This window comes from Streptomyces sp. NPDC012474 (assembly GCF_042955185.1).
Classification (GTDB): domain Bacteria; phylum Actinomycetota; class Actinomycetes; order Streptomycetales; family Streptomycetaceae; genus Streptomyces; species Streptomyces cahuitamycinicus.
In genome coordinates this window covers 1-23748 of record NZ_JBIBEP010000022.1, presented here as the reverse complement: position 1 = coordinate 23748, position 23748 = coordinate 1, and the positions used below count along the sequence as shown (strand labels likewise).

General features: G+C 70.5%; 23 protein-coding genes. 11 read left to right on the top strand and 12 right to left on the bottom strand.

Translation table 11 applies throughout. The annotated features are described in order from the left end of the window. The first annotated feature begins 3 nt into the window (after positions 1-3). The 7 genes from nadC (at position 4) to ACFY9S_RS34665 (ending at position 4549) form a co-directional block, all read left to right on the top strand. Positions 4-978 (top strand): carboxylating nicotinate-nucleotide diphosphorylase, encoded by a 975-nt coding sequence (gene nadC / locus ACFY9S_RS34695; RefSeq protein WP_391136665.1) that lies wholly within the window; start codon positions 4-6, stop codon positions 976-978. 15 nt (positions 979-993) lie between these two features. Further along, a complete protein-coding gene (locus tag ACFY9S_RS34690) occupies positions 994-1791 on the top strand; it encodes a type III pantothenate kinase (RefSeq protein ID WP_391136662.1) in 798 nt (265 codons plus the stop codon). 150 nt (positions 1792-1941) lie between these two features. Further along, positions 1942-2571: a hypothetical protein gene (locus tag ACFY9S_RS34685; protein WP_391136953.1), complete on the top strand. Its 630-nt coding sequence runs from the start codon at positions 1942-1944 to the stop codon at positions 2569-2571. Positions 2572-2589: 18 nt separating this feature from the next. Beyond that, positions 2590-2778: a hypothetical protein gene (locus tag ACFY9S_RS34680; RefSeq protein WP_391136659.1), complete on the top strand. Its 189-nt coding sequence runs from the start codon at positions 2590-2592 to the stop codon at positions 2776-2778. Between the two features lie 184 nt (positions 2779-2962). Next, the gene (locus tag ACFY9S_RS34675; protein WP_391136950.1) at positions 2963-3400 is read left to right on the top strand and encodes a BlaI/MecI/CopY family transcriptional regulator; all 438 of its coding nucleotides are present in this window, start codon (positions 2963-2965) and stop codon (positions 3398-3400) included. A 9-nt stretch (positions 3401-3409) separates the two neighbouring features. Then, complete coding sequence (locus ACFY9S_RS34670) at positions 3410-3943, top strand: amino-acid N-acetyltransferase (protein ID WP_102910507.1); 534 nt, start codon at positions 3410-3412, stop codon at positions 3941-3943. A 270-nt stretch (positions 3944-4213) separates the two neighbouring features. Then, the gene (locus tag ACFY9S_RS34665) at positions 4214-4549 is read left to right on the top strand and encodes an Lsr2 family protein (protein ID WP_102910506.1); all 336 of its coding nucleotides are present in this window, start codon (positions 4214-4216) and stop codon (positions 4547-4549) included. A 9-nt stretch (positions 4550-4558) separates the two neighbouring features. On the opposite strand, the gene ACFY9S_RS34660 is transcribed toward ACFY9S_RS34665, so the two are convergent. Further along, entirely contained in the window at positions 4559-5221 is a 663-nt protein-coding gene (locus tag ACFY9S_RS34660; RefSeq protein WP_391136655.1) for an SCO3374 family protein, read from the bottom strand. A gap of 430 nt (positions 5222-5651) precedes the next feature. Here ACFY9S_RS34660 and ACFY9S_RS34655 point away from each other — a divergent pair, with 430 nt between their 5' ends. Then, on the top strand, positions 5652-8177 hold the full coding sequence (locus tag ACFY9S_RS34655) for an AAA family ATPase (RefSeq protein ID WP_391136652.1): 2526 nt from the start codon (positions 5652-5654) through the stop codon (positions 8175-8177). A gap of 65 nt (positions 8178-8242) precedes the next feature. On the opposite strand, the gene ACFY9S_RS34650 is transcribed toward ACFY9S_RS34655, so the two are convergent. Together ACFY9S_RS34650 and ACFY9S_RS34645 are read right to left on the bottom strand one after the other, a co-directional pair. Then, positions 8243-11308: an NACHT domain-containing protein gene (locus tag ACFY9S_RS34650; protein WP_391136650.1), complete on the bottom strand. Its 3066-nt coding sequence runs from the start codon at positions 11306-11308 to the stop codon at positions 8243-8245. A gap of 60 nt (positions 11309-11368) precedes the next feature. Beyond that, positions 11369-12010, bottom strand: a complete 642-nt coding sequence (locus ACFY9S_RS34645; RefSeq protein ID WP_391136647.1) for an HAD family acid phosphatase — start codon at positions 12008-12010, stop codon at positions 11369-11371. A 440-nt stretch (positions 12011-12450) separates the two neighbouring features. Here ACFY9S_RS34645 and ACFY9S_RS34640 point away from each other — a divergent pair, with 440 nt between their 5' ends. Beyond that, the gene (locus ACFY9S_RS34640) at positions 12451-13140 is read left to right on the top strand and encodes a peptidoglycan DD-metalloendopeptidase family protein (protein ID WP_391136644.1); all 690 of its coding nucleotides are present in this window, start codon (positions 12451-12453) and stop codon (positions 13138-13140) included. Positions 13141-13166: 26 nt separating this feature from the next. Here ACFY9S_RS34640 and ACFY9S_RS34635 read toward each other — a convergent pair whose 3' ends face one another. After that, positions 13167-13763, bottom strand: coding sequence for a TetR family transcriptional regulator (locus tag ACFY9S_RS34635; protein WP_391136641.1), 597 nt, complete (start codon positions 13761-13763; stop codon positions 13167-13169). 122 nt (positions 13764-13885) lie between these two features. On the opposite strand from ACFY9S_RS34635, the gene ACFY9S_RS34630 reads away from it, so the two are divergent. Beyond that, positions 13886-15469, top strand: coding sequence for a DHA2 family efflux MFS transporter permease subunit (locus ACFY9S_RS34630; RefSeq protein ID WP_391136638.1), 1584 nt, complete (start codon positions 13886-13888; stop codon positions 15467-15469). Between the two features lie 240 nt (positions 15470-15709). On the opposite strand, the gene cseC is transcribed toward ACFY9S_RS34630, so the two are convergent. The 8 genes from cseC to ACFY9S_RS34590 form a co-directional block, all read right to left on the bottom strand. Beyond that, complete coding sequence (gene cseC, locus ACFY9S_RS34625) at positions 15710-17059, bottom strand: two-component system sensor histidine kinase CseC (RefSeq protein ID WP_391136635.1); 1350 nt, start codon at positions 17057-17059, stop codon at positions 15710-15712. Positions 17060-17073: 14 nt separating this feature from the next. Continuing rightward, the gene (cseB, locus tag ACFY9S_RS34620; protein WP_391136632.1) at positions 17074-17772 is read right to left on the bottom strand and encodes a two-component system response regulator CseB; all 699 of its coding nucleotides are present in this window, start codon (positions 17770-17772) and stop codon (positions 17074-17076) included. A gap of 132 nt (positions 17773-17904) precedes the next feature. Next, the gene (locus tag ACFY9S_RS34615; RefSeq protein WP_391136630.1) at positions 17905-18558 is read right to left on the bottom strand and encodes a hypothetical protein; all 654 of its coding nucleotides are present in this window, start codon (positions 18556-18558) and stop codon (positions 17905-17907) included. After that, positions 18546-19085 (bottom strand): SigE family RNA polymerase sigma factor, encoded by a 540-nt coding sequence (locus ACFY9S_RS34610; protein WP_030251439.1) that lies wholly within the window; start codon positions 19083-19085, stop codon positions 18546-18548. Before ACFY9S_RS34610 ends, ACFY9S_RS34615 begins: the two co-directional genes overlap by 13 nt. A 284-nt stretch (positions 19086-19369) precedes the next feature. Next, on the bottom strand, positions 19370-20302 hold the full coding sequence (locus tag ACFY9S_RS34605) for an A/G-specific adenine glycosylase (protein ID WP_391136628.1): 933 nt from the start codon (positions 20300-20302) through the stop codon (positions 19370-19372). Positions 20303-20498: 196 nt separating this feature from the next. Then, complete coding sequence (locus ACFY9S_RS34600; RefSeq protein WP_391136625.1) at positions 20499-20849, bottom strand: CU044_2847 family protein; 351 nt, start codon at positions 20847-20849, stop codon at positions 20499-20501. Positions 20850-20880: 31 nt separating this feature from the next. Further along, entirely contained in the window at positions 20881-21288 is a 408-nt protein-coding gene (locus tag ACFY9S_RS34595; RefSeq protein WP_391136622.1) for a hypothetical protein, read from the bottom strand. 106 nt (positions 21289-21394) lie between these two features. Then, positions 21395-22348, bottom strand: a complete 954-nt coding sequence (locus ACFY9S_RS34590; protein ID WP_391136619.1) for a trypsin-like peptidase domain-containing protein — start codon at positions 22346-22348, stop codon at positions 21395-21397. A 330-nt stretch (positions 22349-22678) separates the two neighbouring features. Here ACFY9S_RS34590 and ACFY9S_RS34585 point away from each other — a divergent pair, with 330 nt between their 5' ends. Further along, positions 22679-23542, top strand: coding sequence for a hypothetical protein (locus tag ACFY9S_RS34585; protein WP_391136616.1), 864 nt, complete (start codon positions 22679-22681; stop codon positions 23540-23542). The last annotated feature ends 206 nt before the right edge of the window (positions 23543-23748 follow it).

The window sequence follows — 23748 nt, the reverse complement described above, 5'->3', positions numbered from 1 at the left end:
GACGTGAGCACCCCCGACCTTCCCCTCGCCTCCTCCGGAGGCTGCGGCGACGGCTGCGCCTGCGGCGCGGGCGACGAGGCGTACCTGGAGTGCGGCCTGGACCCCGCACTCGCCCAGCTCCTGGCCGACGCCGGCCTCGACCCCGTCGAGGTGGAGGACATCGCCAACGTCGCCCTCCAGGAGGACCTGGCCCACGGCGTGGACGTGACGACGGTGGCGACCATCCCCGAGGACGCGGTGGCCACGGCCGACTTCACCGCACGCGAGGCGGGCACGGTGGCCGGCCTGCGCATCGCCGAGGCGGTCATCTCGGTGGTCTGCGAGGAGGAGCTCGAGATCGAGCGCCACGCGGAGGACGGCGACCGCGTCGAAGCGGGACAGAAGCTCCTCTCCGTCACCACCCGCACCCGCGACCTCCTCACGGCGGAGCGCAGCGCGCTGAACATCCTGTGCCGCCTGTCGGGCATCGCGACGGCCACGCGCGCGTGGGCGGACGTACTCGACGGGACCAAGGCCAAGGTCCGCGACACCCGTAAGACGACGCCCGGCCTGCGCGGCCTCGAAAAGTACGCGGTCCGCTGCGGCGGCGGCGTCAACCACCGCATGTCCCTCTCCGACGCGGCGCTCGTGAAAGACAACCACGTGGTCGCGGCGGGCGGCGTCGCCGAGGCCTTCCGGGCGGTCCGCGAACGCTTCCCCGACGTCCCCATCGAGGTCGAGGTCGACACCCTGCACCAGCTCCGCGAGGTCCTGGACGCCGGCGCGGACCTGATCCTGCTGGACAACTTCACGCCGGGCGAGTGCGCGGAGGCCGTCGCCGTCGTCCAGGGCCGCGCCGCCCTGGAGGCCTCGGGCCGCCTCACCCTCGACACCGCCAAGGCCTACGCGGACACCGGCGTCGACTACCTGGCCGTCGGGGCCCTCACCCACTCCTCGCCGATCCTGGACATCGGCCTGGACCTGCGGCCGGCCGAGTAGGGGCGGGTACGGGTCATGCTGCTGACGATCGACGTAGGAAACACCCACACCGTCCTCGGCCTGTTCGACGGCGACGAGATCGTCGAACACTGGCGCATCTCCACGGACGCGCGCCGCACGGCCGACGAGCTGGCGGTCCTCCTCCAGGGCCTGATGGGTATGCACCCGCTCCTCGGCGACGAGCTGGGCGACGGCATCGACGGCATCGCCATCTGCGCCACCGTCCCCTCGGTCCTGCATGAACTCCGCGAGGTGACGCGCCGCTACTACGGCGACGTGCCGGCGGTCCTCGTCGAACCGGGCGTCAAGACGGGCGTCCCGATCCTGACCGACAACCCCAAGGAGGTCGGCGCGGACCGCATCATCAACGCGGTCGCCGCGGTCGAGCTCTACGGCGGTCCCGCGATCGTCGTCGACTTCGGCACGGCGACGACGTTCGACGCGGTCAGCGCGCGCGGCGAGTACGTCGGCGGGGTCATCGCCCCCGGCATCGAGATCTCCGTCGAGGCGCTCGGCGTCCGCGGCGCCCAGCTCCGCAAGATCGAGGTGGCCCGGCCCCGCAGCGTCATCGGCAAGAACACGGTCGAGGCGATGCAGTCGGGCATCATCTACGGCTTCGCCGGCCAGGTCGACGGCGTGGTCAACCGCATGGCCCGCGAGCTGTCACAGAACACCGACGACGTCACCGTCATCGCGACGGGCGGGCTGGCTCCGATGGTTCTGGGCGAGTCGTCGGTGATCGACGAGCACGAACCGTGGCTGACGCTGGTCGGGCTGCGGCTGGTCTACGAGCGGAACGTGTCGCGCATGTGAGGTGCTGCCGGGGCGGGGCGGGGCGGGGCGGGGCGGGGTGCTCTGGGCGGGACGAGTGGTCCCCCACGCCACACCCGCCCCCTATGCGAGATTTGTCTGATTAGCGCGTATCGTCGCCGCATGCCCACGCCATACGGATCCCGCGGCGGCATGGCGTTCGGCGCGGAGGAGCTGCGTGTGCTCCGCCGCGCTCTCGCCCTCGCCCTCCACCCCACCCCTGCCTCGGCCGACGACGTCCAGGACTGTCTCCGTCTCGCAGAGTCGCTCGACGAGGCGCTGCGGGAGGGGGCCAGGCTGCGCGCCTTCCTGGTGGCCGACCTGGGCCGGTACCGCGCCGCCCTCCCCGGCACCGCCGCCGGCTACCTCGCCCTCCTGGACGAGGCGCTGGGGGCCGGCTACCGCCCCCTGCCCGACGACCTCGCCGCCCTGCGCGCCCTGCGCGGCAACCCCGCCGCCGCGGCCCTCCTGGACCGCTGCACGGTCGCCCCCCTCACCGCCGCGCCGCTTCCCGCGACCGCCGTCCCCGGCTCCCGTGCCCGCCTGCTGGCGCTCCCCGGTGGCCGCTGCGCCCCGGTCGGCGCCTCCTCGGGAGACGGCCCGGAGAAGCAGCCCGAGAAGAAACCGGCGCGCAAGCCGGCCCCGGCGCCCAAGCCCGCCCCGGCCCCCGCCCCGGGCACTCCGAAGCCCTCCCGCCCGATCCCCACCCCGGGCGAGGTCTTCCCGCGGCGCAAGCCGGCACCGCCGCCCCCGGACGGCCCCCAGCAGCTCGCCGCGGGCTGACATGGCTACCCTGGATCCATGGACTACGTCTCCGCGCTCCTGCCCCCGGCCGTCATGGCCGTCTTCTTCGTCGGCGTGATCCGGGTGATCGTGAAGACACAGGGCGGCGCCAACAAGGCCAAGGAGGACGCGGCCGTGGACGCCGCCCTCGCACGGGTGGAGGGCGCCCGCCGGCCCGCCGCGACACCCCCGACGGCCGACGCCTGACCCCACTCCCTCCGAGGGTGTACGACTCGGCGGGCCCGCACCTCGCGGCGCCCGCACTTTCGAGTCGTACGCCCTTTTTGTTCCCGTTCGCCGGTGAAGGGCACGTCCGCCACGCCATAACCGGGATCTCCCACTATTGTTCTGAGCTGTGCCTCGCCCATTGGGAGAACTCGAAGACGCGGTCATGTCGCGGGTGTGGAAGTGGAACCGCCCGGTGACCGTTCGAGAAGTCCTGGAAGATCTTCAGAAGGAGCGGTCCATCGCGTACACCACCGTGATGACCGTTTTGGACAATCTCCATCAGAAGGGCTGGGTGCGCCGCGAGGCGGAAGGCCGCGCCTATCGATATGAGGCCGTCTCCACCCGCGCCGCCTACGCGGCCGCCCTGATGAACGACGCCTGGTCGCAGAGCGACAACCCCGCAGCCGCTCTCGTCGCCTTCTTCGGCATGATGAGCGAGGAACAGCGCCGGTCGCTCAGCGATGCCGTACGCATCGTCCAGGGCCCGCAAACCCAGGAACCGACCGAACCGTCGGAATCCGCAGAACCGGCCGAACGAGCGGAACCCCGACGAGGGCCCCCGGAGAACCCCGCCGCCGCTCAGGACGACGGCGGGCGATAGCGTCCCGTCATGTCCGCGAAGAGGCCCGAAGCCACCGCAAAAGCCATCACCGTCCGACGGGCCCGCACCAGCGATGTCCCGGCCGTGCGCCGCCTCCTTGACGCCTACGTCCGCGGCGGCATCCTGCTCGACAAAGCGACGGTGACGCTTTACGAGGACATCCAGGAGTTCTGGGTCGCGGAACGGGACGACAACGCCGAGGTCGTCGGCTGCGGCGCGCTGCACGTGATGTGGGAAGACCTCGCGGAAGTCCGCACTCTCGCGGTGAAGCCCGGCCTGAAGGGGGCGGGTGTCGGACACCGTGTGCTGGAGAAGTTGCTGCAGACCGCCCGCTGGCTCGGCGTTCGCCGCGTTTTCTGCCTGACCTTCGAAGTCGACTTCTTCACCAAGCACGGCTTCGTGGAGATCGGCGAGACGCCCGTCGACACCGATGTCTACGCGGAGCTGCTGCGTTCCTATGACGAGGGCGTCGCGGAGTTCCTCGGACTCGAACGGGTGAAACCGAACACCTTGGGCAACAGCCGGATGCTTCTGCATCTGTGATCGCCGGCCGCTAGTGAGCCGCAAGAGTGTCCGGCAGCTTCGTTCGTCAAGGCATATTCGCCGCCGCCCGCCCTGCCCCGGTGCCCTATGTCCGAAACGCGCACGTTTCCGGGCCGAGCCCGGGCTCCCGGTCTCTGCCGGGGGTTTGTGTTTTCCCGGGAAAAGCGGTTTGCTTTCCGAGGTACTGCAGTACTGCATATAACAGGGGACGGCGATACGGCGGACGCCGGCAACCCCCGGCCCTTGAAGATATCGATGAAAGGAAATCCGGTGGCACAGAAGGTTCAGGTCCTTCTTGTCGACGACCTCGACGGTGGCGAGGCGGACGAGACCGTGACGTTCGCGCTGGACGGCAAGACGTACGAGATCGATCTCACCACTGCCAATGCGGACAAGCTCCGTGGCCTTCTCGATCCTTACGTGAAGGGCGGTCGGCGTACCGGAGGCCGTGCTTCGGGGGGGCGCGGAAAGGCGCGCGCCGCGTCGAGCGGCAGCCAGGACACCGCGGCGATCCGCGCCTGGGCGAAGGAGAACGGCTACGAGGTCAACGACCGCGGCCGTGTTCCCGCGACCATCCGCGAGGCTTACGAGAAGGCCAACGGCTGATCAGCGGCACTACCGACCCTGCGCCCGCAAGGCCGGTGGCTGGGCGCCCGCGCGCCGCAGCCGGACCCGGTGACACTGAGTGGCCACCGCGTTCACCAGCCGCACGAGATCGGGGGCGTTCCCATCGCCCCCCAGCGCCGACAGTGTCGGCAGCGAGGCCTCGACCTCGTATCCCGGCTCGGGGGGCCGCAGCCACACGGCGGCCCCCTGGGAACCGACCCGGCCCCGGCAGGACGGCGGCGCGTCCCTGAGCGGCGTGTCCCCTTCCTCGCGAGGCACCGGGGGCGACGGCGCCTCCAGGAGACCGCCCGCCCCGACCGCCCCGAGGTCCAGCGGCAGGGACCCCCAGTCCAGCCACTCCAGCAGCCCGGGAAGCTCCTCCGCGCTGCCCGCGGCCACCAGGAGCAGCATCCGGTCGCCGTGCAGGGCGACCGGGGAGCCCGGCGCCAGGCGCCGCAGTGCCGCGTGCCCCGCCTCCGCCGGGACGTCCAGGACGTCGTAGCGCACCCCCACCACGAGCCGCAGCGGATCGCCGGGCACCGTCGGCCACCCGAGTTCGTTCTCGTACCACCGCCGGACCTGACGGCTCGCGCCGACCGCGTCGAGCGGCCGCCGGGGGAGTGGAAGGAGCCGGGATGGGGACGCGATCACGGGGTGAGGGGCGCCGAACATGCCAAGTGCAACAGCCGGAAGGCCGTCCGGGTTACGCTGGGTTGTGTTACGAGTGCGCAGAGTGGCGAAATGGGGGCGCGCGGGGAGTGCGGGGAGGCGCAAGGTTGTTCGCCCGTAGCGGAGGGAACGGGGGCGCTCGGCATGGACTTCCGGTGCCCGCGGGTAAGACATCCCTAGTGGGAGGGGGCGACACGCAGGAAAGGCCGTCTCACGTTCGCCATCGGCGTACTGGCGAGTGGGGTATCTGCCTGGCCTGCGGGAACATCGTCTCGCACCATCGGGTTGGAGCAGATGTCGGCGTTCGGGGTCAGGAGGCCAAGGACGGTGTCGGCAGTTGGAATGAGCGGTCCCCGCTTGCGGGACTAAGCTGCGGAAGGACAGGGAGGGGAAGTTCCCCCCACTGCCTGACCGCTCTGAGGAGCGATTAACGATGTTCGAGAGGTTCACCGACCGCGCGCGGCGGGTTGTCGTCCTGGCTCAGGAAGAAGCCCGGATGCTCAACCACAACTACATCGGCACTGAGCACATCCTCCTGGGCCTGATCCACGAGGGTGAAGGTGTCGCCGCCAAGGCCCTTGAGAGCCTCGGGATTTCGCTCGAGGCGGTCCGCCAGCAGGTGGAGGAGATCATCGGCCAGGGCCAGCAGGCCCCGTCCGGCCACATCCCCTTCACCCCCCGTGCCAAGAAGGTCCTGGAGCTGTCGCTCCGCGAGGCCCTTCAGCTGGGCCACAACTACATCGGCACGGAGCACATCCTGCTCGGCCTGATCCGCGAGGGCGAGGGCGTCGCCGCCCAGGTCCTGGTCAAGCTGGGCGCAGATCTGAACCGCGTGCGGCAGCAGGTGATCCAGCTGCTCTCCGGTTACCAGGGCAAGGAGACCGCCACCGCCGGCGGTCCTGCCGAGGGCACCCCCTCCACGTCCCTGGTCCTCGACCAGTTCGGCCGGAACCTCACCCAGGCCGCTCGTGAGTCCAAGCTCGACCCGGTCATCGGGCGCGAGAAGGAGATCGAGCGGGTCATGCAGGTGCTGTCCCGCCGTACGAAGAACAACCCGGTGCTGATCGGTGAGCCCGGCGTCGGCAAGACCGCCGTCGTCGAGGGTCTCGCCCAGGCCATCGTCAAGGGCGAGGTGCCCGAGACCCTCAAGGACAAGCACCTCTACACCCTGGACCTCGGTGCCCTGGTCGCCGGTTCCCGCTACCGCGGTGACTTCGAGGAGCGCCTGAAGAAGGTCCTCAAGGAGATCCGCACCCGCGGCGACATCATCCTGTTCATCGACGAGCTGCACACGCTGGTCGGTGCGGGTGCCGCCGAGGGCGCCATCGACGCGGCTTCCATCCTGAAGCCGATGCTGGCCCGCGGTGAGCTCCAGACCATCGGTGCCACCACGCTCGACGAGTACCGCAAGCACCTGGAGAAGGACGCCGCCCTCGAGCGCCGCTTCCAGCCCATCCAGGTCGCGGAGCCGTCCCTGCCGCACACGATCGAGATCCTCAAGGGTCTGCGTGACCGGTACGAGGCCCACCACCGTGTCTCCATCACGGACGAGGCGCTGGTCCAGGCCGCCACGCTGGCCGACCGGTACATCTCGGACCGCTTCCTGCCGGACAAGGCGATCGACCTGATCGACGAGGCCGGCTCCCGGATGCGCATCCGCCGGATGACCGCGCCGCCGGACCTGCGCGAGTTCGACGAGAAGATCGCCGGCGTCCGCCGCGACAAGGAGTCCGCGATCGACTCGCAGGACTTCGAGAAGGCCGCCTCCCTGCGCGACAAGGAGAAGCAGCTCCTCGCCGCCAAGGCCAAGCGGGAGAAGGAGTGGAAGGCCGGCGACATGGACGTCGTCGCCGAGGTCGACGGCGAGCTGATCGCCGAGGTCCTCGCGACGGCCACCGGCATCCCGGTCTTCAAGCTGACCGAGGAGGAGTCCTCGCGTCTGCTGCGCATGGAGGACGAGCTCCACAAGCGGGTCATCGGCCAGGTCGACGCCGTCAAGGCGCTGTCGAAGGCGATCCGCCGTACGCGTGCCGGTCTGAAGGACCCGAAGCGCCCCGGTGGTTCGTTCATCTTCGCCGGCCCGTCCGGTGTCGGTAAGACCGAGCTGTCCAAGGCGCTCGCCGAGTTCCTCTTCGGTGACGAGGACGCGCTGATCTCCCTCGACATGTCGGAGTTCAGCGAGAAGCACACGGTCTCGCGTCTCTTCGGTTCGCCCCCCGGCTACGTGGGCTACGAGGAGGGCGGCCAGCTGACGGAGAAGGTCCGCCGCAAGCCGTTCTCGGTGGTCCTGTTCGACGAGGTCGAGAAGGCCCACCCGGACATCTTCAACTCGCTGCTGCAGATCCTGGAGGACGGTCGGCTGACCGACTCCCAGGGCCGGGTCGTGGACTTCAAGAACACGGTCATCATCATGACGACCAACCTCGGCACCCGGGACATCTCCAAGGGCTTCAACCTGGGCTTCGCCGCCCAGGGCGACACCAAGTCCAACTACGAGCGCATGAAGAACAAGGTCTCGGACGAGCTCAAGCAGCACTTCCGGCCCGAGTTCCTCAACCGCGTCGACGACGTGGTCGTCTTCCCGCAGCTCAGCCAGGGCGACATCCTCAAGATCGTCGACCTGATGATCGACAAGGTGGACGAGCGCCTGAAGGACCGGGACATGGGCATCGAGCTCTCGTCGTCCGCCAAGGAACTGCTGTCCAAGAAGGGCTACGACCCGGTGCTGGGTGCGCGTCCGCTGCGTCGCACCATCCAGCGCGAGATCGAGGACTCGCTGTCGGAGAAGATCCTCTTCGGCGAGCTGCGCCCCGGTCACATCGTGGTGGTCGACACGGAGGGCGAGGGCGAGACCAAGACCTTCACCTTCCGCGGCGAGGAGAAGGCGGCTCTCCCGGACGTCCCGCCGATCGAGCAGGCGGCCGGTGGCTCGGGCCCGAACCTGAGCAAGGACGCGTAAGCGTCACGGCCGAGTGAGAGGGGCCGGTGCCTTCCGGGGCACCGGCCCCTTTCCCGTGCCCGGCGTCAGATGCGGAAGATCTCGGCGGTGGGGAAGAGCTCGGCGTAGGGATCGAGGGACTCTGTGCTGTCGAGCGGGGTGGCGATGCCCACGCTGCGCACTCCGGGCAGGCGTGAGGCGAGGACCCGCAGCGCTGCCGGGGGCGGTGGGTCCGCGAGGAACTGAAGATCCCGGACGCCGGGCAGTTCCGGCATGGTGTCGTGCGCGTAGGGCTCGGCCTGCCCGTAGAGCGACAGCGTCGTGAGCGCCGGGAGGCCGGCCACCTCGGACCAGTCCTCGGCGCTGAGGCGCTGTGTGCCGGACACGCCGAACGCCAGGGACTGGAGCGTGGTCCACCGGGTCAGGCCCCGCAGCCCCGTCGAGCGGATGGAACCCATCCCCAGGAAGAGGCTCAGCAAGGGCGCCTCCACGGGGAGGACGTCGGTGAGGACGTCCCCCGGAAGACTCTGGGCGATGGAGAGCCGCGTGAGCTGCGTCAGCGACCCCAGCCCGGTGAGGTCAGCTCCACGGTCGAAGACCGACAGGTCGGTGAGCGGCAGGTCCGCCAGGCTCGACAGGCCCACGGCGTCCGGGCAGCGCTCGAGCCACAGGGAGGTCAGAGACCGGAACGCCCGGAGCTCCCCCAGATGCCCGAGGCCCGGGTTGTTCCTCAGGTGCAGCAGGCGGACCTCGGAGGGGTCGGGGACGCAGTCGATGAGCGCGGCCGCGGTGAGCGGTCCGTCGAACCTCAGCCTGTGCCAGGGGCGCATCAAGCGGAGCGCCGCCCGCTGCTCGGCCGACTCGCAGACCAGGGAGAGGCCGTCCCGCTCCAGGTGGTCGAGCACCTCGATCGCGTACTCGCGTGTGTCGAAGCGGCTCCAGGTGCCGGCCAGCTGGCGCCGTACGTCGAGATCCGGATGTTCGCGGAAGCGGCGCAGCACCGCCAGGGCGCCCTCGTCCTCCTCCGCCCCGAGGAGTGAGGCGGTGACCGCGACGCCGTGGGCCTCCTGGGCGGTCAGTCCCTCCGGCCCGGGCAGCAGCTCCAGGACCAGCGGGCCCGCCTCCGCGAGGGTCTTCGCCTCCTGTGTCGTGCGCGGCGGAACGAGCGCCCCGGCCCGTTCCTCCACCTCCGCCCGCACCCCGGGATCCAGGGCCGCGGCGTGTTCGAGGCAGGCCAGGGCGAGGAGGGTCAGCCGCGGGGTGCCCTCGGCCAGCAGCCGGCGGAGCAGGGCCGCTCGCTCCCGGGGGCGGGCGTGCGCGACCGCCATGCGGATCACGTCCTCCCAGAGGCTGTCGCCCGCGTGGCCGGCGAGGACGTCCAGATGGCCCTCCTCGACGGCGTAGCGGGCGCCCAGGTAGTCCTGGAAGGTGCGGTGGACGAAGTCGACGACGCCCTCGCCGGGCCGGCGGAGCAGGCCGCTGCGGAGCAGGAGCGTGCGCAGCACCGCCTCGGCGTCACCCTGGCCCGGCCCCGGCGCGATGACCGGCAGACAGCGGGCCACGATGCCCTCGGCCGTCTCCAGGTCCATCTCCGTGTTGCCGCTCAGCACCAGCGCGTAGGCGAGGCGCTGGAGCACCTCCAGCTGGGCCTCCTCGCCCAGCTCGACGCCGTCCACCGCGCCCATGCCCCGCTCCCGGTCACGGCGTGCGAGCAGCATCGTGAGGGCGGCGTCGTACAGCTCCTTGCGGCCGGTGGGGAGGTAGCCCCGCCGCTCCCGGTGAAGGGCGCAGATCAGGCCGCACATCAGGGGGTTGGTGGCGAGGCGGGCCAGGTCGCGTTTGGTGCGCAGGGAGTCCAGGAGCCGTGTCTCGTACTCGGGCGCCTGCGCGGCCGCGTGCCAGCGGTGCACGAACGTCGCCACGTCGGCGCGGCGCATCGGGGTGAGGGTCAGTTCGCTGAAGCCCTCGGTGGCCAGCCAGTCCGGGCGTACGGCGGTGGGGCGTGAGGTCAGCAGCCAGTGGTTGCCGGGGAAGGCGTGGATCAGGGCGAGCAGCCAGTCGCGGGTGCGGTGCCGGTCGGCAGCGGGGATCTCGTCCAGGCCGTCGACCAGGACCAGTCCGCGCCCGGCGGCCAGGACGCGTTCCGCCCAGCCCTCCGGCGGGGTGAGGGGGCAGCCCACCGCCGTGAGGAAGACCGTGGGCGCGGGGAGCGCACCCGAGCGGACCAGGGTGCGCAGAGGGAGGACGAACGGGACGCGGGTGGCGTCCCGGGCGGCGGTCACCGCCAGCCACTGCACCAGCGTGGTCTTGCCGGAGCCGGCGTCGCCGCGCAGCATCACCCGGTCGTGGCTGCCGAGGGCTTCCTCGGCGGGCAGCCGGACGGCAGCGGTGGTGGTGGCATCCGTGTGCTCGCCCGACGGCGCGCCGGGCACGCCGGTCTGTTCGCCGCTGGTCGCCTCCAGGCTGAGGTAGGCGACTTCCAGGGGCCAGCGGTCCGGGGAGTCCCGCAGGTCGATGCCGTAGATGGTGATGTGGTTGTGGCGCTCGGCGACGTACGGCAGGTAGCGGCGTTCGAAGGCGGCGTCGAGGGCGGACGGGCGGGGTGTGCGGGTGAGCAGCTCGTCGACCTTGGCGATCAGTTCGGCCTGGCCGCGGGTCTGTTCGACGAGGGAGCGGGCGACGAAGGTGGAGCGGCGGGTGAAGAACTCCAGGATGTTCAGGCACGCCCACTCGGTCGCGTGGTCGAGGAAGTGGCAGGAGTCCGCGGACAGCCCGTCGGGTGCCGGGGCCGCGTGGAGGAGCCTCCCGGCCAGCTCGCGGTGGCCCAGACGGACCGCCTGGACGTCGTCCATGTCGAGGTCGCCGAGGGCGAGCAGCCTGCGGGCCAGGGTGTCGGTGATCGCGATCCGCTCGTCGGGCGGGAAGGGCACCTCGCCGGGGGAGTCCACCGCCTGCGCCACGAGCTGCGCGGCGAGTCTGTGGACGTCCCGCTCGTCGAGGGTGCGCTTCTCGCCCCGGAAGGACACGAGAGCGGACAGGCGTACGGGCTTGTCGACCAGGCCCGCTCCCGGTCCGTCCGGGCGGAAGAGCTTCTTCAGCAGTGGAGTCACCAGTGCGGACGCCAGCTTGCCGCCGAGTACCGTCGGATCCAACCGCCTCACCCCCGTGGTCGCGTGAACGGGGGTGAGACTACCCGCAGTTGACCAGGCGGGTCAGGAGAGCTGCCCGTCGTAGTCCGGCAGTTTGTACGTCTTCTCGGCGTGGCCGCCCGCGAGGTCGGTACTGCTGTTGCCGATGTTCGCGATGATCGTGTAGCCCTTGCGTTCGATGTCGACGCGCTGGGCCGTCTTGTACTCGGCGACGTTCTTGAAGAGGTCGATGAAGTTGCGGACGTAGAGCCCCGAGACCTGGTAGCCGGTCTGCTTGAGGTTGTACTGCGTGAACGAGGCGATGATGTCCGGCCGGGCGGTCACGAAGAATACGGCGACGCCGCGTTCCTGCGCGTATCTGGCGGCCTCCAGGACCGGCTTGTTGGCCGGTTGCGGGTAGCTGAAGCCGAAGTCCGTCTCCAGCGCGGTGTTGTCGATGTCGAGGACGATCGCCTGCTTCTCGCCCGGCTTCGTGGCCGCTATCCGCTGCTTCAGGTAGGGCAGCGCCTGGTCCATCACGACTCGGCAGTCCTTCTGCCAGGTGCCGTAGTCGACGTCCGCGGCTGCGGCCGTGGTGGCGGCCTCGGAGGCCCGGGTTGCGGTGGTGGCGGTGGTGGCGTCGGCCGGTGCGGCCATCGCCAGGAGGGCTGCGGCCGAGACGGCGGTCACTGATGCGCGGCGCAACCAGGGGCGTCGGATCTGCATGTCGTGGGGGTCCTCTCACGTCCGTGACGCTGCCAACATGTCGTGTGCATGCTTGTGCGTGAGGGTGGCGTGAGGGGAACCGTAGGGTTACCGGACGGTAGGCGCATAGAGGCGTGCGCCACATTTCAGGAATGGCCGAAGAGTGCCCCCGGTGACATGCCGCACAGGGGATATGTCCGTTACTAGCTGGAATAGTGGATAACGGAAGGGGAGGAAAGGGATTCTTGCCCCGGCGGAGGCGTGGAAGTGCGGGCGAGTGCCCGGATTTGTCCTGAATGACTGCTGTGTCAAGAGACGTAGAGCACTGAACCAAATTACTAACTAGCGTCGTAGATCACGCTTTTGGGAGTTTGTCGGGCTTCGGGTTACCAAGGGATGGCCATGCGGCGAGCGTCAGTGCGCCGGGTGGTTTTCTCCGTCCCCTTCCATACGAGGTTTCGATGTCCCAGCGCGTCACGTCCCGCTCTTCCCGTACGTCCCAGCTCCGCACCCGTGCGACCGTGCTGGCCGCCGGCCTTGGTGTCTCGGTCGCACTGGGAGCCGGGGTCGCGTCCGCCGCCGACACCACGGCCGCGTCCGGTGCCGCCAGTGCCGTCCAGGCGCAGGCCGCCGTCCAGGCCAAGGCCGCCAAGGCCGAGGCCGTGAAGGCCGAGAAGGCCGCCGCCGCGAAGAAGGCCGCTGTCAAGAAGGCGGCCGCCAAGAAGGCCACGCCGTCGTGGGTCGACCCGGTGAAGAAGTACAAGCTCTCCGCGTCCTTCGCCCAGAACGGCGGCATGTGGCAGTCCACCCACAGCGGTCAGGACTTCGCCGTGCCGAGCGGCACCCAGGTCGTCGCCACCCACGGCGGCACCGTGGTCAAGGCCGGCGGCAACGGCGCCGGTGACGGTCCCGCGTACGGCAACGCCGTCGTGATCAAGCACGGCAACGGCACGTACTCCCAGTACGCCCACCTGTCGAAGGTCACCGTGCGGATCGGTCAGATCGTCAAGACCGGCCAGGAGATCGCCAAGTCCGGCAACACCGGCAACTCCAGCGGCCCGCACCTGCACTTCGAGATCCGCACCACCCCGAACTACGGCTCGGCGGTCGACCCGGTGAAGTTCCTGCGCGCCAAGGGCGTGACGGTCTGACCCACGGTTGACGCACAGGCCAGGCCCTAGGAGCCCCCGGCTCCGCGGTGGGCCTGGGCCACCAGGTCCATGGCGACCTCGAGGACGGCTCTGTTCTTCTCCTCGGGGTCGTCTCCCATGTCCTGGATCAGGAACATGCCGGCGTGCAGCGTGAAGATCGCGCTGGTGTAGCGGACCTGGTCGACCAGGGCGGCGTCCGGGTCGACGATGATGTCGCGCAGGCGCTGGATGCGCGTCTTGAAGGACTCGCCGATCCGCAGGTCCCGTACCGTCGCCTGGTTCTCGTGCATGAAACGGAACAGTGGCTCCGCCTCGGCGAGCGCGGTGGCGTAGCGGCGGACGATCTCCTGCTTGGTGGCCAGGGTGTGGGGCTGCTGCCGGCCCCACTCGATCAGGTCCTCGATCGGCTGGGTGAGGTCCTCGAAGATGCTGACGAGGATCTCTTCCTTCGTCTTGAAGTGGTAGTAGAGAGCCGCTTTGGTGACATCCAGGTGCTCGGCGATCTCGCGCAGGGAGGTCTTCTCGTAGCCCTGCTCCGCGAAGAGTTCGAGGGCCACGTCCTGGATGCGCCGGCGGGTGTCCCCGCGGCGCCGCTGCCTGATGCCGTCCATGGTGCCGCCCATCCTCCTACGCCCCCCGCTTTCCATAAAACTTACTTGACGACCGGCTAGTTCCAGGTCTAGCTTCCGAGTGTAATCACTAGCCGGTCGGCAAGTAAGTAGCGGTAGCCGGGGGAGCAGGAGCGATGACGGACACGACGGACACACCGGCGGCCGACGCCGGGGAGAAGCAGCCCAGGAGCGTGCGGGTGGTGCTGCTCGCGCTGATGATCGCCATGATGCTCGCGATGCTCGACAACATGATCATCGGTACGGCGATGCCGACGATCGTCGGGGAGCTGGGCGGGCTCGAACACCTCTCCTGGGTCGTCACCGCCTACACCCTCGCGACCGCGGCCTCCACCCCGCTGTGGGGCAAGCTCGGCGACATGTACGGCCGCAAGGGCACGTTCCTGTCGTCCATCGTCCTCTTCCTGATCGGCTCCGCCCTCAGCGGTATGGCCCAGAACATGGGCGAACTGATCGGCTTCCGCGCCGTGCAGGGCCTGGGCGCCGGCGGTCTGATGGTCGGTGTCATGGCGATCATCGGCGACCTGATCCCGCCCCGGGAGCGCGGCAAGTACCAGGGCATGATGGCCGGCGTCATGGCGCTGGCGATGATCGGCGGTCCGCTGGTCGGCGGCACCATCACCGACAACTGGGGCTGGCGCTGGGCCTTCTACATCAACCTGCCGCTCGGCGCGGTCGCGCTGGTCGCCGTCAGCGTCGTGCTGCACCTGCCGAAGAAGCGCTCCCAGGCGCGGATCGACTACCTGGGCGCCGCGCTGTTGACCGTCGGCATCACCGCGATCGTGCTCGTCACCACATGGGGCGGCACGGAGTACGCCTGGAGCTCCGCGCGGATCATGGAGCTGATCGGCATCGGGGTCGGCGCGCTGGTCGGATTCGTGTTCTGGCAGACCAGGGCAGCCGAGCCGGTGCTGCCGCTGCACATCTTCCGCAGCCTCAACTTCACGCTGATGTCGGTCATCGGCTTCATCACCGGCTTCGTGATGTTCGGCGCCACGCTCTTCCTGCCGCTGTACCAGCAGTCCGTGCAGGGTGCCTCCGCGACCAACTCAGGACTGCTGCTCCTGCCCATGCTCGGCGCGATGCTGGTGACCTCGATGGTCGCCGGGCGGGTGACCACGAACACCGGCAGGTACAAGGTCTTCCCGGTCGTCGGCAGCGCGCTGATGATCGCCGGGCTGTATCTGCTGTCCACGATGGACACCGGCACCTCGCGTCTGACGTCCGGTGTCTTCATGGCCGTGGTCGGACTCGGCATGGGCTGCCTGATGCAGATCACCATGCTGGTCGCGCAGAACAGCGTCGAGATGAAGGACATGGGCGTCGCGTCCTCGTCGGCCACCCTGTTCCGTACGCTCGGCTCCTCCTTCGGCGTCGCGATCATGGGCGCGCTGTTCAACAACCGCGTCCAGGACGTCATGACCCAGCGGGCCGGGGCGCTGGGCTCCAAGGTGACCGAGCAGTCGGCGCAGCTCGACGCCAAGAGCCTGGAGAAGCTGCCGGTGCTGGCCCGGGAGGCGTACCAGCACGCGGTCTCCGCCGGCACGCACTCGGCGTTCCTGCTCGGCGCCGTGGTCGCGGTGGTCGCCCTCGCCGCGGCCGTGTTCGTCAAGGAGGTGCCGCTGCGGGGAGCGGGACCGAAGGAGGACGGCGAGCCGGACACCCCGGCGGCGCAGCCGCCCCTGGTCGAGGCCGTCTGACCGCACCGTACGAGGCCCCCGGGCGTGTCCGCCCGGGGGCTTTCGTCGTCCCCGGCCACGACTCGGGGGCTGTTGTCGGACCCCCGTATACCCGGCCACGACTCGGGGGCTGTTGTCGGACCCCGTGCCACCGTCGGTCGCATGGATCACACGCGCCGGATCCCGCTCCCCGAGGACGCCATGGACCGGGACCGGCCCTGCTGAACCGGGACCAGGACTGGTCCCGCCGAAGCCACCGGCTTACGACCCCGGCAGCATCGGGTAGCTCCCCGTGTTCGTCGGCGCGTGCTCCGGCAGCCACAGCACGGCGACCGCGCCCTCGGCCGGCAGATGTTCCGGTGTCCCGGGGGTGCGGACGTTGCGGAACGTCAGCCGGGCGCCCAGCACCCGGGCCTGCCCGGCCGCGATGGTCAGGCCGAGTCCGTGGCCGTGGCCGGCCCGGTCCTTGCTGCCGGTGCGGAAGCGGCTCGGCCCCTCGGCGAGCAGGTCCTCCGGGAAGCCCGGGCCGTGGTCGCGCACGCGGATGACCCGGCCCTCGACGCTGACCTCGACGGGCGGCTTGCCGTGCCGGGCCGCGTTGGCCAGGAGATTGAACAGGACGCGCTCCAGGCGGCGCGGGTCGGTGGTGACCTCCGACTCGTGCACGATGCGCACCTCCACGGCCGGATCCTTGGCCGTCACCCGCCGGGCGACGAACTCGCCCAGCATGATGTCCTGCAGCTCCGCCCGCTCGGAGGCCCCGTCGAGACGGGCCACCTCCAGCACGTCCTCGACCAGCGTGCGCATGGCCTTCGCCCGGTCCAGCACCAGCTCGGTCGGGCGTCCGGGCGGCAGCAGTTCCGCGGCGGTGAGCAGCCCGGTCACCGGGGTGCGCAGCTCGTGCGCGATGTCGGCGGTGACCCGTCGCTCGGCCTCGATGCGCTGCCGCAGCGCGTCCGCCATGGCGTCCACCGCGCTCGCCAGGTCGTCCGTCTCGTCCCGCACCACCCCGCCCATGGCGTCCCGCACCCGCACGTCCGTCTCGCCGCCCGCGAGCTGGCCCGCCGCGATGGCCGCCTTGCGCAGCCGCCGCGAGAGATGCCCGCCGATCAGCACTCCGAGCGCGCTGCCGCCGAGGACGACCGCGATCGATCCGATGAGCAGGGCCTGGTCGAGGTCCTGCAGGATGTCGGAGCTGCGGTCGGTGAAGCCCGAGTGCAACGACATCACCTGCCCGTTCTTCAGCGGCACGGCGGCCCATATGTCGGGCACGCCACCCGGCCGGTCGGCCACGTACGTCGCCCGCTGGCCCGCCTCGACCCGCTCCCGCAGCGCGGGCGGCAGACCCGGGTCGTTGATCTTGGTGTTGGGGAAGTTCATCCGCCCGGACAGCTCGAAGTTGCGCTGGGCGATCAGGATCCGCTCGTCGGCGAGGTCACGCGCGTTGTCCAGCATCGATACCCGGGCGGCGTTGTGCACGACGAGGCTCAGCGCGATCGCCACCAGCGCACCCACCAGTGCGATGGCCGCGCTCAGCTTCCATCTGAGGCCCGTACGGATGCCCGCACGCTCCAAGCCCGCGGCGACCAGGCGCCGGAAGTGCCCCCTCATACCCCTGCCCCTGCTCAGGCCTTCAACTTGTAGCCGAAGCCACGGACCGTCTCGATCCGGTCCTGGCCGATCTTCTGCCGCAGCCGCTGCACATGCACGTCGACGACGCGGGTGTCCCCGCCCCAGCCGTAGTCCCACACCCGCTCCAGCAGCTTGTCGCGGGAGAGCACCGTGCCCGGCGCGGAGGAGAACTCCAGCAGCAGCCGCATCTCGGTCGGCGTCAGCGCCACCGGCTGTCCGGCGCGGCGGACCTCCATGCCCTCGGTGTCGACCTCCAGGTCCCCGAAGGCCAGCACCCCGCCGCTCTCCGGCGCGGCCGGTTCGTCGCCCCGGCCGCCCGCGTGCCCGAAGCGGCGCAGCACCGCGCGGATCCGGGCGACCAGGACGGCACCGTCGAACGGCTTGGTCACATAGTCGTCGGCGCCCGCCTCCAGGCCCAGCACGACGTCGATGGAGTCGGCCCGAGCCGACAGCATGATCACCGGCACGGTCGACTCGTCGCGGATTCGGCGGCACAGGCTGACGCCGTCGAGGCCGGGGACCATGACGTCCAGCAGCGCGATGTCCGGGCGGTCCGCCCGGAACGCCTCCAGGCCCGAGAGCCCGTCGGGCATGGCGGTGACCACGAAGCCGTCCCGTTCCAGGGCGAGCTGCGTGGCCTCGCGGATGACGTCGTCGTCCTCGACGAACAGGACATGGGTCTGGTCTGCCATCCCGGTGCTCTCAGTCCTTCGTGGTCCGTGGGGTGCGTTCTCCTGCTGGGACGCACGATGCCTGCGATGCGTTCATGCGTTCACCGGGGGATCGGCCCGAGCGGCCCGATCGGTTCACGCCGCCCGCCCGCGTCAGCCCGCGGGCATCGGCGTCGCACTGTCGCCGGCGACCTTCCCGTAGTCGTTGTGCGTGCGGTACTTCTCGGCGAAGTGGCCGGCGGTCCATCTGTACGTGATCACGCTCTCCCCGGAGGGACTCGACACCGGGTCGCCCTTCTCGTACACCTGCTTGGTCACGACCAGGTCCCCGCGGTCGATCTCCGCGTAGACCGGCGGCTCCTCGGCCTTGAACACATTCTCGTACGAGCCGTCCTGCTCGCGGTACACGTAACTGCCGACACCCACCGCGTCACCGCAGGTCAGCACGTTGACGACGACATCGTCCGCGGAGCCTTCGGTCAGATTGCCGTAGGAGACGTCCACCGGGTACTCGTCGGCGGCGCAGGGCTTCAGCTCGCGCTTCACCTCGGGTGCGACCTTCGGGTCGTCCTTGACGAGCTTGACCGCGTTCACGGCGTCGGGGGACTTCGACGGCGCGGCGGACGGGGTGGGTGCGGCGCCCGCCACCGTGTCGGCGTGCGCAGGGCCCTCGTCACGGGCGCCGGTGCCGCCGGCACCGCACCCGGACACCAGAAGGGCGAGGGCGGTGGGCACGGCCAGTGCCGCGCTCACCGCCTGGATACTGCCCCGGGTCCGTGGCGAACCCTCGCCGGTCAGGCCGCGCACCGCTCCCGCTCCTCACGCTCCAGCGCGCGTGCGTCCAGATCGCGGGACTCCAGCTCCTCGCGGAGCCGGGCGAGCGCCCGGTGCAGCGTGCTCTTGACCGTTCCGGCCGACATGCCGAGGGCGGCGGCCGTCTCCTCCGTGGACATCTGCTCCCAGTGTCGCAGCACCACGACACTGCGCTGCTTGGGGGCGAGCACCTTGAGGATGTCCATCAGCAGGGCGCGGTCCGCGTGCTGCTCGGTGGCGTCGTCGACCGAGGCGTCCGGGAGCTGCTCGGTCGGGACCTCCTCCAGCTTCCGCGCCCGCCACCACTCCGTGCGGGTGTTGATCATCACCCGGCGCAGGTAGGCGTCGGCCAGCCGCTTGTCCTCGATGGTCTCCCAGCGGCCGTACGTCCGTACCAGCGCCGTCTGCAGCAGATCCTGCGCGTCCGTCGGGTCCGGGACCAGGCGGCGGGCACTGCGCAGCAGCGCGTCCTGCCGGGTGCGGACGTACTCCTCGAACTCGAGCACCTCGCCCTGCGCCATGGTGAACCGCCTCCCGTTTCCCCGTTCGGGCCGGCTCACCGCCGCCCGTGTACTGCCTGTGTTCTTCCGTCGTCCCGTGTCTTCCGGGAACGCATCTGAAGGTACGGAGGCGTTGTCACGGCGCTGTCCGAAGCAGCCTGCGGCCAGCACTCGGCTGTCCGTCGGTTGTGTAACGGAAATCCGAACGGGGTAAAGCCGTGGGGGCGTTGAAGGGGTTTCGGGGTGATTTGTCCACCCCGGTCACTGTGACGGACGGCGGTCCGCGGCTGTGACGTGCCTGTACGTCAGGTCAGCGGCAGCCGGTACAGACCGCCCGCCATCGGCTCCACCAGACCGTCGGAGACGAGACCGTCGAGGGCACGGGCCCGCTGTACCGGCTCGTGCCACACCCGGTCCAGAGCGGCCTGCGGAACGGGACCGTGCGCCTCCCGCAGCACGGCGAGCAGCCGCCCGCGCACCTGCCGGTCGGTGCCCGCGTAGGTCTGGCCCTTGCGTGGCGGACCGTCGTGCTCCGGCTTGCCCGCCAGCCGCCACGCGCACTGCGCGGCGATCGGGCAGCGGTGGCACGACTCGCTCTTCGCCGTGCACACCAGCGCGCCCAGCTCCATGGAGGCGGCGGCCCAGCGGGCGGCGGTCGGCTCGTCCTCGGGCAGCAGCGCGCGGGCCAGCTTGCGTTCGGCGGCGGTGGTGGCGTTCGGCGGGTACTGCACGCCGGTGACCGCGCGGGCGAAGACCCGGCGCACGTTGGTGTCCAGCACCGGGTGCCGCTGCCCGTAGGCGAAGGAGGCGACGGCGGCGGCCGTGTACTCGCCGATGCCGGGCAGTGCCAGCAGCTGGGCGTGGTCGGCCGGTACGTCCCCGCCGTGCCGTTCCGTTATGGCGACGGCGGCGCCGTGCAGCCGCAGCGCGCGGCGCGGGTAGCCGAGCCGGCCCCAGGCGCGGACGGCCTCGCCGGGCGCCTCCTTGGCCAGGTCGGCGGGGCGCGGCCAGCGCTCAAGCCACTGCTCGTAGACGGGCAGGACGCGGCTCACCGGGGTCTGCTGCAGCATGAACTCACTGACCATCACCCCCCAGGCCCCGGCCTCGGGCCGCCGCCACGGCAGGTCACGGGCGTGTTCGGCGAACCAGTCGATGACGGGGGAGTGCAGGGTGGTCACGGCGGTCGCGGGGGTGGTGGGGGCGGAACCGGTCTGCGAGGGCTTCGTGGGTGCAGTCATGACCCTCCGATCCTGCCACGCGAGGGCGCCCGCGCGGGCGCATGCCACCCCGAGGACGCTCTCGACGAGGCGCTCGCGCAGCGCGAGGCGCGGTGGAGGCGGCGGGCCCGCCGTGCGGTGCGCGGGCCCGCCGTGCGGTGCGCGGACCCGCCGGGCGGTGCGCGGACCCGCCGCCTCCCTCAGGGCATGAGCAGCCCTACGTCCGGGGCCGGGCTGTGACCGGGTAGGTCAGGGTGACGGTGACCGACGCCTCGGCAGACCCGCTGAAGAGGACGATGTTCCCTTCACTGGCGATCGTGACGCCGAACTCGACGGAGACGGACTCGGGCGCGGTGGCCTGCTCCGACAGTTCGCCGACGGTGTGGCTGAACCGCTCGGCCACGGACCGGACCGTCCGTTGGACGTGGTCCAGGGCTTCGGTCGCCCTCTGCCCGGCGACCCTGCGCAGGTTCGACGAGGTGGGCTCGGATCCGGGGAGCCGCTGGACGGCGATGTAGACCTCCTGGCCGTCCATGACGGTCGGGACGACTTCCTTCTGCGGGTTCACGAGTGAGGTACCTCCTGCGGGCGACCGCTGATCAGGACGTGGCCAGTTGGTAGGTGCCGGAGAAGATGAGCTTGCCGTTCGGATACAGGTAGTAGCCGGTCATCGTCGGCTCCTTGTCCCACTGCCAGAAGTGCCGCAGCACGAACCCTCCGGTTCTGACGACTCGACCCCACGGGGTGGCCTTCGCCAGTCCCCGGAAGAACCACGAGTCCCGCAGGGTGTGCAACAGGTCGCGGAGCGGCTCGCTCCGACCGTCGGCGTGGTCCAGAGCGAACATGTGGCGCACACCGCGGTCGTCGGTGAGGACGAAGGCGAGGATCACACCCGTCTCGCGGTGTATGTAGGCGTCGCCGGTCTCGATCGTGATCGGGTCTTCGGTGCCGTCGTCCAGGACGGCCGGTACGTGCAGGGGCTGGTTGTTGAGCAGTGAGACGCTCATCAGCCAGCTTCCGTAGTTCTTGGCCTGCGGGCTTACTGACACTTCGTCGACCTTTCGCTCGCTCGCCACCACCCTTCGCGCCGCTGGGCCCGGGTGGTCGGCGGCCTTACAGGGTGTCGGAGATCCAGCGGGTGAACCGTGCCAGTACGCCCTGGCTCACCTCCTCGGTGATCGTGTCCGACACGGTGCCGCCGGACCCGGTGGGCGCGGGTGGGTCGGTGGGCCCGGCGGCGGGGACCGGGGCGTTCGTGACGGGCCCGTCGGGCGGCCGGCCCGGTGCGGAGGCGGTCTCTGCCCGCTCACCGGTCTCCGTCCGCTCACCGGTCTCTGCCCGCTCACGGGTCTCCGTCCGCACGCCGGTGTCCGGTTCGCGGCGTCCGGAGGTCAGGCCCTCGGCGGCCACCGCCACGGCGCCGGCGAAGCCGACCCACCGGTTTGCGCCGAGGTCGACGTGACCCTTGCAGAGCTCGCGCAGGTCCTCGACGCGGCCCGACCAGACGCTGTGGACGAGCCAGCCGTCAGAGGTGTTGTAGCGGGCGGACACGACACCGACCACGCTGTCGTCGCTGCGCTGCCGCACCGGTGCTCCGCTCATGCCGGACAGCACGTCCCGCGAGTAGAAGCGTCCCAGGGTGACGTCGTCGGTCCGGCGGGCCTCGCCCTGCCACTCGCCGAGGGCCTCCACCCACAGCACGGGCGGCTTGTCGCCCGTTTCCTGGACCAGCGCATGGCCCAGCACGGTCACGGGCTCGGCATGCCGGACCGAGCGGGAGCTTCGCAGCAGCCGGGCACTCGTGGGGAACGCCTTGTCCGCCCGCAGCAGCACGAGGTCCGCCTTGCGGTCCTCGGACACGACCCGGGCGGGGATCCGCTCGGCTCCGGGCTCGCTCAGCCGGTCGACCAGGAGCACCTCGTCGTCACCGAGCGCGAAGGTGGCCTGGGCGACGTGCCACGCGGTGACCAGCCAGCCGGGGGCGATCTGGAAGCAGGTGCCCTGCGGAACCCCGGAAGGGGAGAGGACACGTCCGAGGTAGGCGGGTACTGGATGGCGTCTGGTCATGCCGCAGCCCTTGCACTCGGTGGAGAGGGAGCAACGCCCGCCCGGGAGCCGGGCAGGGCCAGGAAGGTGCGGGGACGAGGGAGTCGGGTCGGTATCCGGTCATCTGTTAGGAAATTATGATCCACGCACATGCGACTTATGCATGTGTGAGCGAATCTGTCACACCTTGATCGGTCGTGCCCCAACTGTTGCTGTTGTTCCAGGAATTGAGTCCTGAATGGCCAAGGCGCGGGGGTGCATGGCGGGTTGCGGAATGATGATCCGGAAAAGTTGTTCATCGAACGGCGGGTGGGGCGGGCGAACGCGCCGATCTCTCGTAAGGTTTGCGCCGTGGGATCTCTGCGCAATCCGGTCGGGCCGCTTCCCTCCTCCATCTACTGGCGTCGGAGGGTCGTACTGGTGTCCGTGGTCGCCGTGTTGGCGCTGCTGACCACCTGGATCGTGATGATGGGCGGGGGCGACGGGGACCGCGACAGCGGCGCCAACGGCAAGAATCCCGCGCCCTCCATCGTGCCCGGCCCGTCGAGTTCGGGCCCGGCCATCAGCCAAGCACCGGGCGGACGCGACGAGTCGGGCGGCGGCGGTTCCGGCGGCTCGTCGTCGGGGTCGGGCGACGGCTCGGATGACGGGTCCGGCGACGGGTCGGGAGCCGGTTCCGGCTCGGGCTCCGGCGGCGGTTCCGGTTCCGGCTCAGGCGGTTCCGAGGGCTCGGGCGGCTCCGGCGGCCCGGGGAGCGGCACCACCGCGGGCGGCGTCGGCGCGGGCGACACACTGCCGGCCGGCTCCACTCTGCCCAACTGCACCGCGAGCGCCGTCAAGTTCAGCCTGCGCAGCCGGCACAACACCTACGACCCCGAGCAGACACCCACCTTCCTGCTGACCGCGCGGAACGTCTCCGGCAGTGACTGCAAGATCGATCTCGGGCCGAAGAACGCGGTGTTCACCATCGCCCCGGCGAGCAGCGACGACGACTACTGGTCCTCCGAGGACTGCCCCAAGGCCGCCGCGCACCAGCTGTACCGGGTCGCCGCCGGGAGCGGCATCACCTACACGGTGAAGTGGGACCGCAAGCCGAGCGCCCCCGAGTGCGCCACGCCTCCGGCGGGCACGGCCGGGGCGGGCACGTACCTCGTGGAAGCCAAGGCTCCGGGATTCGCGAAGGTGCAGACGTCGTTCGTGCTGTCGGCCGACTAGGGCACAGCCGCGCAGAGGAGCAGAGGCGGCGCGAGAGGCAGCGGCGGAAACGTCCGAGGGCGGTAACCCATCCCGGGTACCGCCCTCAGCCGTTCAGGCACGTGTCCTGCGCGCTAGTGTGATGCGCCAGAAATCCTGAGGGTTAGTAAGTAGCCTGTTGGTATGCCGCATCCGGGCCCTTCCGCCGTGGAGATCACGCTGTCCGA

Coding starts and splice junctions, on each gene's coding strand:
- ACFY9S_RS34640 (WP_391136644.1), top strand. CDS start 12,451: ATGTCCCAGCGCGTCACGTCCCGCTCTTCCCGTACGTCCCAGCTCCGC.
- ACFY9S_RS34675 (WP_391136950.1), top strand. CDS start 2,963: ATGTCGCGGGTGTGGAAGTGGAACCGCCCGGTGACCGTTCGAGAAGTC.
- ACFY9S_RS34610 (WP_030251439.1), bottom strand. CDS start 19,085: ATGGCGCAGGGCGAGGTGCTCGAGTTCGAGGAGTACGTCCGCACCCGG.
- ACFY9S_RS34690 (WP_391136662.1), top strand. CDS start 994: ATGCTGCTGACGATCGACGTAGGAAACACCCACACCGTCCTCGGCCTG.
- ACFY9S_RS34685 (WP_391136953.1), top strand. CDS start 1,942: ATGGCGTTCGGCGCGGAGGAGCTGCGTGTGCTCCGCCGCGCTCTCGCC.
- ACFY9S_RS34635 (WP_391136641.1), bottom strand. CDS start 13,763: ATGGGCGGCACCATGGACGGCATCAGGCAGCGGCGCCGCGGGGACACC.
- ACFY9S_RS34645 (WP_391136647.1), bottom strand. CDS start 12,010: ATGCAGATCCGACGCCCCTGGTTGCGCCGCGCATCAGTGACCGCCGTC.
- ACFY9S_RS34670 (WP_102910507.1), top strand. CDS start 3,410: ATGTCCGCGAAGAGGCCCGAAGCCACCGCAAAAGCCATCACCGTCCGA.
- ACFY9S_RS34595 (WP_391136622.1), bottom strand. CDS start 21,288: ATGAGCGTCTCACTGCTCAACAACCAGCCCCTGCACGTACCGGCCGTC.
- ACFY9S_RS34590 (WP_391136619.1), bottom strand. CDS start 22,348: ATGACCAGACGCCATCCAGTACCCGCCTACCTCGGACGTGTCCTCTCC.
- ACFY9S_RS34605 (WP_391136628.1), bottom strand. CDS start 20,302: ATGACTGCACCCACGAAGCCCTCGCAGACCGGTTCCGCCCCCACCACC.
- cseC (WP_391136635.1), bottom strand. CDS start 17,059: ATGAGGGGGCACTTCCGGCGCCTGGTCGCCGCGGGCTTGGAGCGTGCG.
- ACFY9S_RS34655 (WP_391136652.1), top strand. CDS start 5,652: ATGTTCGAGAGGTTCACCGACCGCGCGCGGCGGGTTGTCGTCCTGGCT.
- cseB (WP_391136632.1), bottom strand. CDS start 17,772: ATGGCAGACCAGACCCATGTCCTGTTCGTCGAGGACGACGACGTCATC.
- ACFY9S_RS34660 (WP_391136655.1), bottom strand. CDS start 5,221: ATGTTCGGCGCCCCTCACCCCGTGATCGCGTCCCCATCCCGGCTCCTT.
- ACFY9S_RS34680 (WP_391136659.1), top strand. CDS start 2,590: ATGGACTACGTCTCCGCGCTCCTGCCCCCGGCCGTCATGGCCGTCTTC.
- ACFY9S_RS34630 (WP_391136638.1), top strand. CDS start 13,886: ATGACGGACACGACGGACACACCGGCGGCCGACGCCGGGGAGAAGCAG.